This window comes from Psychrobacter sp. TPE 89C, assembly GCF_055522395.1.
Genome location: NZ_JBVFXW010000066.1, coordinates 1 through 12,848 on the forward strand (window position 1 = coordinate 1; position 12,848 = coordinate 12,848).

Consider the following 12,848-nt stretch of genomic DNA (forward strand, 5'->3'; position numbering starts at 1 on the left):
GTACCGGTATTGGATTATCTGCCTTATGCGTTTTTCTGTTATTTATCGTTGCTATTAACGCTGCTCTTTGGCTTTACAGGGCTGACTATTAGTCGTCGTTTGGATTAGGTGAGCTAATATTGAATACAATCTTTTTCTAAATGAAGGTATTTCATTTCTGGCATTCATTGAACCCTAAAACTAAAATAGAAAGCGCCACTCAACAATCAGTTGGGCGGCGCTTTTTTATAGCTCTAGATGTTATAGATCTAGCTATTCTTACGTTGCATCAAACTATTGGCGACCCACGCGGGCCCAATTAATAAAAACTGTAAGTCTTTAAAGAATGAAGGCTTCTCTCCTTCGATTTTATGACCGATAAACTGTCCAATCCAAGCGACGATGAAGATACCCGCCCACACTTTAAACCCCCACGGTAAGAACGCCATAACAGATAAGCAAATTAAGATAAATATGCCCATTGCTAAAAACAATGGCGTGGACAAACGTATGTAGAACAATAATACCAAGGCACTAAGTACCAAGGTAAACCACACAGATACCGACATTCCGACACCTAGCAGACTGACAAATATAGTAGGGACACACAACCAATGGATTTTTTTGTTGACTAGGTTTTGATGACTAATAGAGTACTCACTGAGCCACTGCTCAAGTGTGCGTTTCGACATTCTCTGCTGCTTAACACGAGCCATACTAACCTCCTTGTTAGTAATTAATAGGATGAATTGATACTGGCCACCAGTACAGGTGCCAATAACATTCGTAGTATCAGTTTTAGCATTAATTATGCCAATCTACCATGTTATCCAATAGACGGCACAGTCAGAAATTATGATTCTATAGTCAAATCCTCTATAAATTGGATACGGTGTCAGGCTCCCTTAATCTACTACTTGTAGCACTTTCACTCGGCTTCCTTGTATCCAAATCATATTGAACTGACTCTAGTAACATTATGATCAACACAACTGACCATATGCTTATGCTTTTCATCTCGAATGTCTCATTGTTAATTCAAGATGAAAAACTAACCCTGTTCGCTACGATGCCATTCATAGAGACCGATAACGGCATTTATTTGATAGATCATAGTTTGGATAGCAAAAATATAGTTACCAGACATTAAGTTGACGATAAGCCAGACGAAATTCACGATAATCCATAGCCACCAGTTAAATGAATACCTCAAAATCATCGCAGCTTGTGCAGTAATTGAAAGTACAAAGGCAATAACATTAATCCAAAAGAAAGAAATAAACCCTAGAAACAGGCTGCTATCATCTTCTACCACTGCATAACCATAGCTCGCTAATAAGTCATTTACTGTGGGGAATAATGCAAGCCCAATGATAATGAACGCAGCGGTAATCAACCAAACGGCTTTGTTAGCAGCCTTTGGTATCATGTCACCATCAGGATCGGTATGCTTTGACCAATAAAAAATACCGTAGACATGGGTGAAAAAATTAAAGAGTGGCGCAAGCATTAGACCAACTGCACCAGACGTTGCTTGTACGACCACTTCGCCAGCAGTCGCTGTCATGCCTAGACCATTACCCATGACGTTTTTTCGGAATGACAGTGAGACAACACAGACCAAACCAACAAAAGACACGCCCAAATAAAACATATCGAGAGAGGTATGGTCTGTGGTGAGCCAAAAGCCAGTGGATAGGGCAACCACGCCGCAAATGAACCAAGTAACAATCCATTGCATTGCCCATTTTCCGGTGATGTTGTCTAGTAGTTGAATACGCATAAGGCTTCTTTCCTAAAATGAGAGTTGGTCGCCGCATAGTGATTGATGCTGTTATTTTCTATTTTACGGATTTTTACCGTAGATGTATTGATCAATAAATAGCACCGCTTGCTGATAGCGAGCATCGTAGTCTGGCTCATCAATCATATATGGCTCGATATGATGGCGCGCAAATATATCGATCAGTCGTTGTTCAAAACGCCCTCGTGCTTCAGGCGTGCCTAATGAGCGCATGCCGTCGTCAATCCATGGCGTATTGTTGTCTAACATAATTGTATGGTCTAAACGGAATTCATCGATACAAGCAGCCACAAACGGGTGCGTGCAATTTTCATATTCTTCACAGAACGCCTGTGTGGTGACAAAGTCTGTGTCAACGATGGTGATAGGGGCGGTGGCATTTGCTGTCGCCTCTCGGATAGCTTGAGCATGGTGTAGGGCAATGGGCCCGTAATCCTTATATTGCAATCCAACCTCGCTACCTCCCAAATCTGTGCCGACGTACAGCCGCCCCATTTCTAATGCAAAACTTGCACCATAATAATTAGCAAGCTTATGTATCAAGGTTGTTTTGCCTGAGCTTTCACCACCGACAATAGCAACGGTCTTAGTATAGTCGCCACGAGCTTGTGGATGAATGGCTGACCAATGCGCTACCGGATCACGAGCAATCGCATAAGAGTCAAATTCAGGCTGTAGTGGCGTAGTGACCACTCGCAAAAGCAGCTGGTCTTGTACATCGCCTTGCGTGAGTGGATGGTTCTCTGCAATGAACAATACAGTCTCTGATGATAGTGATAATGCATCCGTTAAACGTTGCAATTTGGCGTTACTAGCAGCGATATCAATACTGACATCGTCACTGGCGCTGACATCTTCATTAGCATTGTAGAGGTGCTCGTGCAGCGGTAGCTCAATCTCGTGAGTCGTATGAATATGAATAAATGGCAGGTTTGCACATGCCATCTGTAGCCAGCGCGCTTTGTCCTGTAAGGTAATCGTAAAGTCTGGATGCGGTGATGGATGCGTCATAATGACGATATGCAACGTCTTTGCCTGTCCTGCCGCATACAAGATACTGCGCATCTGCCCCAAATGGAGAGGTTCAAAATGTCCAATCATTAAGCCCGTATCGTACATAGTTATCCTTATCTGTGCCTCATCTTGGCTTTATATCTATTTTATTTTTCTGACTTGTACCGACCGATATAAGTTTGACTATATAAAGGTTTTGGTTGATTTGCAGGTAGGTTATTGTAAACACAAGTTTAATGCAGAATTTTATGTAGATTATTTATCTTTCTAATAGATAATGGATGAGTGGTTTTTACTAATTAAGCTGGATTTTACTGGCTCTATTACTACATAAATACTGCTTATCTATCTGATAGTATTAAAAAAACAATGATTGTATGAATTATTAGCGTAAGGTTTTAGCAATAAACCCAGTTTTGAAACATTTTGAAATAATTATTTAAAATCAGGGGTTTAGGTGCCTTTATGACAGGTTAGGGCAAGCTTAGGTAGCATAAACTCACAAAGTACTGCTACATCTTCAACAGATAAGATTCTAATAGTTGATATACTTATTCGTAAGTCAAGAGGGCTAAATAGCTTTTTGATTGGATAATGGAAGATAAGTATAAAAAATATAAGAACACAAACAATAGAGAGGTATATGATTTGGCTAAGTTAGCAAAATTACATCGCTCACAGAACAACCGTATGATAGCAGGAGTGATGGGCGGTGTTGCAGAATATGTCGGTTGGTCACCAACTTGGGTGAGAGTGCTGTTCGTGATTATCTCATCGTTGAGTGCAGCAGTACCAGGCATCTTAATATATATCATCTTATGGATAATCATGCCCAAGGCAACAAGTGAATCGTATCAGTAAATTATCTTGAAGATTTAAAGCTATACTTTGAAAATCAAAGTTTAACTAAAAAATAAAAAGCCTGATCAATCAGGATACCAAAGACATACTTTTCCTCCTGCCCAGATGCTCGCGCATCTGGGTATTTTTTTATCTATTGCTTTGATGATGCTTATGGCTTCAGTTTGATTGTAAATGAGCCATACAATAGGATTTTTATCGCTAAAATATAAATTTAGTTAAGGTAAATATGGATAAAATAGTCAATTTTTAGTAAGGTGAGCAGACAAATAGAGTCGTTGCCGAATAGGCTGTACGAGTGCTATCAACGTTTTATTTATTAATACTAATTCCATAGTGATTTTATTATGACATCCCAAGCGAAAAACTCTCAACCGATGACTTTTCAAGATTTGATCTTAACCTTACAAAACTATTGGGCCGACAAAGGCTGCGTTATCTTGCAGCCTTATGATATGGAAGTTGGCGCAGGTACTTTCCATACGGCAACATTTTTGCGTTCGTTAGGTCCTGAGCGCTGGAATGCTGCTTATGTGCAGCCATCTCGTCGTCCGACTGATGGGCGTTATGGTGACAACCCAAACCGCTTGCAGCATTATTATCAATTTCAAGTAGTGTTAAAGCCGAATCCACCTAATATCCAAGAGCTATATTTAGACTCGCTAAGAGCCATTGGTATCGATCCGCTGGTGCATGATGTGCGTTTCGTCGAAGACAACTGGGAGTCGCCAACACTAGGTGCGTGGGGACTTGGTTGGGAGATTTGGCTAAATGGTATGGAAGTGACGCAGTTTACCTACTTCCAACAAGTGGGCGGCATTGAGTGTTTCCCAGTGACTGGCGAAATTACTTATGGTCTTGAGCGCTTGGCGATGTATGTGCAAGGCGTCGATAGCGTTTATGATTTGGTGTGGGCAGATGGTGAATTTGGCCGTGTGACTTATGGCGATGTCTTTCATCAAAACGAAGTGGAGCAATCTACCTATAACTTTGAGCACGCTGATGTGCCAATGATGGGTCAGATGTTTGATTTCTATGAGCAGCAAGCGGATAAGTTGGTCGTTGAAGGTTTGCCATTACCAGCCTATGAGATGGTGCTAAAAGCTTCGCATGCCTTTAACTTACTTGATGCTCGCGGTGCGATTTCCGTAACTGAGCGTCAGCGCTTTATCTTACGTGTGCGTACGCTTGCTCGTAAGGTCGCCATTGGTTATGTTGAAGCACGCGCCAAGCTTGGTTTCCCATTGGCAGATGAAGCTCATCGTCAGGCAGCGCTCGATAAGTACTTGCCAAAAGAAGATGATTAAAGCAGCTATATAGGGATAAAAATATGATCTTAAAAAATATATTTAGAAAAATAGCTCTTCTGCCACTATTAGGACTAAGTTTTAATGCATACGCAGTGCCAGGATATTGGTCATATCATAGTGTTATGTTAGGCGCAGGGCAGTACCACTTACAAAATGAAAGTAATAATTTATTAGTAGTTAATTGTGCGACAGAGTATGAGTTAACTGGTGATAATTCTGTTGAATTTTATAAAGTCGCTTACGCAGAGATGGTTGAAAGTGATTCAGATATTTTATCCACTTGGGACGACTGGAGACATGATAAGCTAAGTTTTCTGTTTGATGATAAGGTTTCGGCGATGCCTACATCTGAAAGTAAAAGTAGAGAGGGTTCAAATTCTTGGAGAAAGTTTATTAATGGTATATCGGCAGCTAAAAAAATTGATGTTTTCAGTCATAATAAAAAAGTTGCAACTTTCCATGCAAGAAATATAAATAGTGACGATTTTTCCGATATTAGCTCTACTTGTGCTTCCCTAAATTAGGTAATTGATCTCAGTGTAATAGAGCATTGAGAATATAATTTTTCTACTTTCTTGATCTATTCAAATCCATGTGGATTTATTTATTTGATAAAATTTATAACCTCTTATAAAAGCAGAGAACATCATGACCACTATTTTATTTGAACTCGGGTGTGAAGAACTACCTCCAAAAAGCCTAAAGCCACTACGTGACGCGCTGCAAGCAAGCGTTGTTGAGCAATTGAACGAAGCAGAAATCAGCTTCGATAGTATCAAAGCCTTTGCCGCACCGCGCCGTTTAGCGCTACAAATTCAAGGTATTGGTGATAAGCAGCCGGATCGCAGTGAGCAAAAACGCGGTCCAGCGATTAAAGCTGCCTTTGATGCTGATGGCAATCCAACACGTGCGGCGATGGGCTTTGCTAAAGGCTTAGGGATTGAAGCCAGTGAGCTGATAACCATTAACACCGATAAAGGTGATTATGTCGGTTATGAGCAAACCATTCAGGGTCAAGCGACCACTGAATTGCTGCCAGCTATTTTTCAAACGGCGCTTGATAAGTTGCCGATTGCCAAGCGTATGCGCTCAGGCACTAGCCGTAATGAGTTTGTGCGTCCGGTACAGTGGGCCGTATTGATGCAAGACAGCGCTGTCATCGACGCCACTATCCAAGGTCATCAGACGGGTACACAAACTCGTGGTCATCGCTTTCACAGCCCTGACTACCATAATATTGCTCATGCCAATGACTATGAAGAATTACTAAGTGGTTTAAAAGTAGTTGCTGATTTTGATAAGCGTCAAATGCTCATTAAAAACCAAGTCAAAGCATTGGCTGATGAAGTCAACTCAGATGCCATCGTTCCGCAGGCATTGTTAGATGAAGTCACCGCATTGGTTGATTTCCCGATTGCCTTACGTGCAAGCTTTGAGGCGCGCTTCTTACAAGTGCCGCAAGAAGCACTTATCTCTACCATGCAAGCCGATCAAAAGTATTTTTGCCTGACAGATAAAGAGGGCAAGCTACAGCCTTACTTTATCTTTATTACCAATATTGAGTCAAAAGACCCGAACCAAATCATTGAAGGTAATGAAAAGGTTGTACGTCCACGTTTGGCCGATGCAGAGTTTTTCTTCTTACAAGACCAAAAGCAGCCGTTATTTGCGTTGACTGAGAGTCTTAAGAATCGTGTATTCCAAGACAAATTGGGTACGATTTGGGAGAAGTCTGAGCGTATAGCCAAGCTTGCTGCATTTATCGCGGCCTTGATGCAACAGCAAGGTCAGCAGATTAGTATCGATGAAACGGTACGTGCTGGCATTTTATCTAAAGCAGATTTGGCAAGCTCACTGGTAGGTGAGTATCCAGAGTTACAAGGTATCGCTGGTACTTACTATGCGCGCCTAAACAATGAGCCTGAATCGGTAGCAGCCAGTTTAGAAGAGCAATATTTGCCTAAATTCAGTGGTGATGTATTGCCACAAACGCCGATTGGTATTTGCTTAGCATTGGCGGATCGTCTGGACACCTTAGTTGGTATTTTTGCGATTGACCAAGCACCGACTGGCTCAAAAGACCCATTCAGCTTACGTCGCTCAGCCATTGGTATTTTACGTATTCTCATCGAAAAACAGTTACCGATTAACTTGGTAGCGCTCGTTGAGCAGGCGATTAAGAACTACACTACGGAAGAAGGCAGCAAGATTGCCAAAATGGGCGATACCTTTACCCAAGTTATGGCATTCTTGAATTCGCGCTATCGTGCGATGTATACCGAGCAAGGTGTGAGCGTTGACACCATCCAAGCCGTACAAGCGATTAACCCGCACATGCCGCTAGATTTTGATCAGCGTATTCGTGCAGTGCAAGCATTTAGCGAGTTGTCACAAGCGTCAATGCTAGCCGATTCGAACAAACGCGTTGCTAACATTTTGGCCAAGTCAGAAGTGAGCGTGGCTGATAATGTTGATGAGGCGTTATTGTCTGAGCCTGCTGAGCAGAGTCTATATGCGAGTGTGCAGCAAGCACAAACGGCGGTGCAACCATTACTCGAGCAGGCTGACTATACGCAAGTATTGCAAACGCTTGCCAGTCTAGACGAGCCATTGACACAGTTCTTTGATAATGTGATGGTCAATAGTGAAGATGCTGCGCTGAAGAACAATCGCTTAGCGTTGCTCAAGCAAGTTCGCGCGTTATTCTTAACCGTAGCGGATATCAGCGAGTTACAGCTTTAGCTCTACTGACACATAGTTGTTAATTTTGATGCAAAAACCTGGCCTATCGTGGCCAGGTTTTTCTGTTATAGGACAGTGTCATTATTTAGGACCGTCATTCAGTAGATTTATCTAGAAATTCAGAGTAATCAGTAATTAAACTGCAAAGGCATTGTGTTATCGCTATTATTGACGGTAAAATTTATATTATTAAAACGTATTGAATAATCATTAGCTTATTAGCTGTTTTTATTCCTCGCGTTAACCTATATTCGAAGGAGCACTGCCGTGTTTGCCGTTATTATTGTTATCCTCATTATCTGGGCATCGATGTGGGCTTTTTATAAGTTCATGTACCCGCGTGCGCCCAAAAGCATGATGCCAAAAGCAGGTGATATCACCACACCGCGTCAGTGTAACTTTTGTGGTAATAGATTGGCTGAATATCGCGGTGTACTAGAGACTCTTCAGACTACGCCGAGTTTGGCTGACAATAGCGACAGTTTTATAAACACCAATCAAGACTTATTTTTTTGCAATTATGAGCATCAAGCAGATTTTCACGCGGGCAAGACTTATGGTGCCGATGACTAAGTAGATAGGTTTTGTTTCAAGCATAAAAAAGCGCTTAGCTTGAGTTGGCTAGGCGCTTATCTTTTTAATAAATTGCTATTCGCTTATGTAGTTGAATTCAAATAATTCCGATACAAGGAAACCGAGTGCAAGCTATACATTAGTATGGTTAGCAAGGATGACAATGTAGCGGATTTATATGAACTTGACTACAGAATGGACTGTGCGTCTTTCATGATCTTATTCAGTAGAGCTTCAGATTGCTTGTCTTGTTGCAAGCGGTCTTCACTGGTTCTCTGATTGGCATGAATTTTCTCGTATAAGCTCAAGCAACACAGTACCAGTAGGCTTTCTTGACTGAGGCTCGGCGCGTCTCTCTTGAGGTCTAGCGCATAGTTGTTAATATAAGAGACGGCTGAATGTAGCTCCTCTTGCTCATGTACAGGGCAGTAGATTGGGTAGTTGACGCCAGCAATGGCAATATCGATCTTTTTGATTTGTGGTTCAGCGACTTTAGGTGCTTTCGCATTAGGCTGAGCAGAGGTATTCGGTATAATTGAAGCCGCTGTAGCGACGTTCTTTGGTTGTTGTGCAGTATTTTGCGTTTGGTTATTTGGCAGCTGTTTTTCTATCGGTTTTTTGTGGTCATCGGTCATGATAAATCCTACAATATTTGGTCAGTAAGGTGAGTAATATCAGATATTACCGTTATGAGCTTGGCTTAATTCATAAGAAGCAATGAGTCGTTATTATAAAAAATTGCGCTTAGTTATTAGCCTTCTACTTGGTCAATATGGGTTAAGCGTTTTAGTACTACTTGTGTGCGCTCAGCTGCCAATTGATTCTTTTTCTGTAGTTCACTATTTTGTTGTTTAATGTCGCTATACTGCTGCTTTAATTCATTATTATGCTGTTGTAGCTCGCTGTTTTGTTGTTGTAATTGGTCGATCTGTTTTTGCAGCTTGTCTTGCTCTTCACCAATCATATGATGCGCTTCTGCAAGGCTTTGGTAGCGTTTGTCGAGATCGCCTAATTGTTTTTTAGTACCGTCACGTTCTGTATAGCTAGTCTTGAGCTTGGTTCTCAGCACCGTAAGCTCTTGTGGATCAGCAACAGGATGTTGTTTAAGGCTGCTAAGTTCAGCACTGACAAGCTGATACTGTTCTTTTATGTCGAGTACCATTTTTTCTAAGATTCTAAGTTGATCATACATAGTCAGTTTTTATCCTTCACAAGTAAGCGTAAATGAATTTTGTTCTCTGCGTTTAATAATGCCATAGGTGACCGCATAATATCTATATCAACAAAGTAATTACAAGTATTAGGGTCTGTTGAACATTCAAATATTAGGGCTGCTAATCGCTAAAATTGCACCAAATTAGGCGCAAGTCGACGATAATGTCGAAACCTTAGCTAGGCTTGCAACAACATTTGGGGTGATTTTAGCATTAGCCTTTTAGGGCAGTACTCTTTTTTGCCAATATATGGCGAAATTGTTTCACCTAGAATGACTAGGCATCACAAATTTCACTGCATATTGTCTAAAAAATAGTGACTGCCAGCACCACATTTGAATGTTCAACAGACCCTGAGCTTGGTCTTTTTATTTTTTATGGTCCACCGTCGTATCAATGACGTTGCGCGGGGGCTGTTTTTGTATTTTAAGTAATAATCAATCACTAGGACATCTATTATGAATGACAATATCTCTGGCTGGAACACTTGGCTTACCGCTTTTGATGACTGGACTGACGTATCTATCAGCGAAGTACATGGCCTGATGACTGGACTGATGACTGCTTGTGATGCACCTGATGAAGCCGTATGGGCTCAGGTCTTTGAGGAGCTGAGCTTTTCATCGCTACCTGACGAAGCCTTGACCTTGTTGGCAGAAGAAGCCGAAGACACTGTGTTTCAGCTTAAAGACAAGGACGATGCGTATTCTTATACACCGCTGGTGCCAGATGATGAACATGACTTGTACGAGCGCGTGATGGCGTTGAAACAGTGGGCCAATGGCTTTATGACAGGCTTCGGTATCACGGATTGCGGTATTAGCGCTGACGAAAATGAGATGCTATCGGATTTGGCGAAGATTGGCGGTATTCGTTTAGAGGAAGACGAAATATTCGAAGGTGGCGAAGAGTCTTATCTACATGTTTACGAGTTTGCCCGTATGGTGCCAGTCAGTTTTGCTACTCGTAAGCGTAAACCAGTCAAGGACATCGCTTTGATTTCTGGACTCGCTATCGATGCCAAGACGACAAAAGAGCTACAAGCAGAAGGTAAATTACCAAAGCCGATGCCACCAGTTATTGATATTATGAATCAAAACAACCCTTCATAAGGCGAGTATTGCGTATCATAATAAGGATATTTTATGATGATAAATAATAGTGCTGATAGCAACAGTCAAGCTAGTTCTGATGACGCTTATCCTACACAAAGCATCGATTGGCTAACGCGTCTGATTGCTTTTGATACCGTCAGTCGTCACTCAAATTTAGCACTCATTGAAGATGTGCAAGCGTATTGTGAGCAGTTGGGCTTGACAGTTGATCTGACCTTTAATGATGCTAAAAACAAAGCCAATCTGTTCGTGACAGTACCGGCAGGAGAGAACGCTGACCAAGTGAACCATGGTCTCGTGCTCTCTGGTCATACGGACGTCGTCCCAGTCGATGGTCAAGAGTGGACGTCAGACCCATTCACTGCGACGATACGTGGCGATAAGCTCTATGGACGCGGTGCTTGTGATATGAAAGGCTTTATCGGCTGTGTGTTGACGCTCTTACCACAAGCGGTAAAACTGTCTAACGCAGGTCAGCTACGTCGTCCCTTGCATTTGGCTGTGTCATTCGATGAAGAGGTCGGCTGTTTGGGCGCACCACTCATACTAGCAGACATAAAAGCCCGTGGTATTACTCCTGATTATTGTATCGTTGGTGAGCCAACCAATATGGCGATGGTCGTCGCGCACAAAGGTATTGCCATTTATCGCTGCCGCGTGCACGGTAAGTCTGCGCATTCGTCATTGACGGCGCAAGGCGTCAACGCCATTAGCTATGCCAGTCGTTTGATTGGTTATGTCGATGAGCTAGCGGAAGAGATAAGTCATCGCGATGATACTCTTGACGATGGGGACGCGATGTTCGATGTACCTTACTCAACTCTGTCTGTAGGTACTATACAAGGTGGTACCGCGACCAATATCGTTCCTAATCTGTGTGAGTTTACTTTTGATTATCGCAACCTGCCACACATGACGCAGGACGATATCCTGATACCCATTCAGGCAAAGGTCGCGGAGCTGAGTGCTCAAATGCAGGCACGAGCACCAGAGACTGGTATTGAGCTAATACAAGCAGTAGGCGTACCAGCAATGACTGACAGTGATAGTGCTGAGCTGCAATCATTAATCGCTGCGCTGACGAATGATGAGCAACGTCATAAAGTAGCTTACGCGACGGAAGGTGGGCAGTTTACCAATGCTGGCATTCCAACGATTATCTGCGGCCCTGGTAGTATCGAACAGGCGCACAAGGTAGACGAGTATGTTGAGCTGAACGAGATTGTACGCTGTGATGAGTTTTTGCAAAAACTGCTAGATAGTTGTACGGTCAATTAGTAGATTGAGAAGCAAGTGATTGTTTTTTTATCTAAATTTTTATCTAAGTTGACATAAAATACACCGTCTTTATGGCGGTGTTCACTTTTTAGCGGTTTAGTATTGCTGCAATAAATTTTTTATAAACAATAAAGTAGGGGTCGGTTGATGTCTTGGCATCTGTTTGCGGTATTTTTTGCAAGTACGTTTTTTATATCAGCGACCCCTGGTCCGAACATGCTGTTAGCGTTCCAGTATGGCATGAACTATGGCGTAAAACGAACGCTGTGGACGCTAGCAGGGTTAAGTCTTGGGTTATTTATATTACTACTTTCGACTCTACTTGGACTCGATGTAATCAGTCGCCAGTCACCTTGGCTACTGACGATCATCAAAGCAGTTGGCGCGGTGTATTTAATCTATCTAGGTATCAGCTCATGGCGTGATGCGGGTGATGGCAGTTTAATGAAAGACGCTCGCGAAATGAGTGAAGAAGTCGCTTCGGAATATCCTGCGTCTGAAAGTAACAGTGACAGTGACAGTGAAAGTGAAAGCACGGCTAATACACCGCAGCCACGATCGCTCTCTAGCGCGGCAGTCAAAGTATCTCCAAGTAATACGACCTTATTCCGTACGGGTGTCTGGGTATCGCTATCTAATCCCAAAGCCATCCTGTTCTTCGCGGCTTTTTTTCCGAAGTTTATCAATTTTAGTGCGCCACTATGGCCGCAATATATTTTATTAACCTTAGGGCTGTTTTTAAGTGAGACGATTTGGCAGATTATTTATACTTTAGGTGGTAAAAAACTGGCAAGTTGGTTAGATGTAGGCAATCGCCTAGCTTGGCTCAATCGTGGTTGCGGAGTAATATTTATCATAATTGCTGCAGCTCTATTAGCTGAAGTATTAAATAGCTTTATGGTTTAAAGATTTTTTAATTCTATGTTTAAAGTGATATTCTCAAAGCAATAGTTTTAAA

The 12,848-nt window shown here is 42.1% G+C and carries 13 protein-coding genes; 8 read left to right on the forward strand and 5 right to left on the reverse strand.

Annotated elements, in window-relative coordinates:
• Positions 1–248: 248 nt before the first annotated feature.
• The 3 genes from ACZW67_RS13275 to nadR all read right to left on the reverse strand — a co-directional run bounded on the left by ACZW67_RS13275 (position 249) and on the right by nadR (position 2,902).
• Positions 249–695, reverse strand: coding sequence for an Mpo1 family 2-hydroxy fatty acid dioxygenase (locus ACZW67_RS13275; protein ID WP_465183642.1), 447 nt, complete (start codon positions 693–695; stop codon positions 249–251).
• A gap of 335 nt (positions 696–1,030) precedes the next feature.
• Positions 1,031–1,762: a nicotinamide riboside transporter PnuC gene (gene pnuC / locus ACZW67_RS13280; RefSeq protein WP_465183643.1), complete on the reverse strand. Its 732-nt coding sequence runs from the start codon at positions 1,760–1,762 to the stop codon at positions 1,031–1,033.
• Between the two features lie 63 nt (positions 1,763–1,825).
• Complete coding sequence (gene nadR, locus ACZW67_RS13285; RefSeq protein ID WP_465183644.1) at positions 1,826–2,902, reverse strand: multifunctional transcriptional regulator/nicotinamide-nucleotide adenylyltransferase/ribosylnicotinamide kinase NadR; 1,077 nt, start codon at positions 2,900–2,902, stop codon at positions 1,826–1,828.
• Positions 2,903–3,445: 543 nt separating this feature from the next.
• Between nadR and ACZW67_RS13290 the strand changes: the two genes are divergently transcribed.
• The 5 genes from ACZW67_RS13290 (at position 3,446) to ACZW67_RS13310 (ending at position 8,283) form a co-directional block, all read left to right on the forward strand.
• Entirely contained in the window at positions 3,446–3,658 is a 213-nt protein-coding gene (locus tag ACZW67_RS13290; RefSeq protein ID WP_110923323.1) for a PspC domain-containing protein, read from the forward strand.
• A 377-nt stretch (positions 3,659–4,035) separates the two neighbouring features.
• Positions 4,036–4,965 (forward strand): glycine--tRNA ligase subunit alpha, encoded by a 930-nt coding sequence (glyQ, locus tag ACZW67_RS13295; RefSeq protein WP_465183653.1) that lies wholly within the window; start codon positions 4,036–4,038, stop codon positions 4,963–4,965.
• Positions 4,966–4,988: 23 nt separating this feature from the next.
• The gene (locus tag ACZW67_RS13300) at positions 4,989–5,492 is read left to right on the forward strand and encodes a hypothetical protein (protein WP_465183645.1); all 504 of its coding nucleotides are present in this window, start codon (positions 4,989–4,991) and stop codon (positions 5,490–5,492) included.
• 124 nt (positions 5,493–5,616) lie between these two features.
• A complete protein-coding gene (gene glyS, locus ACZW67_RS13305) occupies positions 5,617–7,710 on the forward strand; it encodes a glycine--tRNA ligase subunit beta (protein ID WP_465183646.1) in 2,094 nt (697 codons plus the stop codon).
• A 267-nt stretch (positions 7,711–7,977) separates the two neighbouring features.
• Positions 7,978–8,283 carry a hypothetical protein gene (locus tag ACZW67_RS13310; protein WP_465183647.1) on the forward strand — a complete coding sequence of 102 codons (306 nt, stop codon included), beginning with the start codon at positions 7,978–7,980 and terminating at the stop codon, positions 8,281–8,283.
• A gap of 188 nt (positions 8,284–8,471) precedes the next feature.
• On the opposite strand, the gene zapA is transcribed toward ACZW67_RS13310, so the two are convergent.
• Positions 8,472–8,918 carry a cell division protein ZapA gene (gene zapA / locus ACZW67_RS13315; protein ID WP_465183648.1) on the reverse strand — a complete coding sequence of 149 codons (447 nt, stop codon included), beginning with the start codon at positions 8,916–8,918 and terminating at the stop codon, positions 8,472–8,474.
• A gap of 116 nt (positions 8,919–9,034) precedes the next feature.
• Positions 9,035–9,475 (reverse strand): hypothetical protein, encoded by a 441-nt coding sequence (locus ACZW67_RS13320; protein WP_465183649.1) that lies wholly within the window; start codon positions 9,473–9,475, stop codon positions 9,035–9,037.
• A 480-nt stretch (positions 9,476–9,955) separates the two neighbouring features.
• Here ACZW67_RS13320 and ACZW67_RS13325 point away from each other — a divergent pair, with 480 nt between their 5' ends.
• The 3 genes from ACZW67_RS13325 to ACZW67_RS13335 all read left to right on the forward strand — a co-directional run bounded on the left by ACZW67_RS13325 (position 9,956) and on the right by ACZW67_RS13335 (position 12,796).
• Entirely contained in the window at positions 9,956–10,609 is a 654-nt protein-coding gene (locus tag ACZW67_RS13325; RefSeq protein WP_465183650.1) for a UPF0149 family protein, read from the forward strand.
• Positions 10,610–10,642: 33 nt separating this feature from the next.
• The gene (gene argE / locus ACZW67_RS13330) at positions 10,643–11,890 is read left to right on the forward strand and encodes an acetylornithine deacetylase (RefSeq protein ID WP_465183651.1); all 1,248 of its coding nucleotides are present in this window, start codon (positions 10,643–10,645) and stop codon (positions 11,888–11,890) included.
• Positions 11,891–12,037: 147 nt separating this feature from the next.
• Positions 12,038–12,796: a LysE family translocator gene (locus ACZW67_RS13335; RefSeq protein WP_465183652.1), complete on the forward strand. Its 759-nt coding sequence runs from the start codon at positions 12,038–12,040 to the stop codon at positions 12,794–12,796.
• The last annotated feature ends 52 nt before the right edge of the window (positions 12,797–12,848 follow it).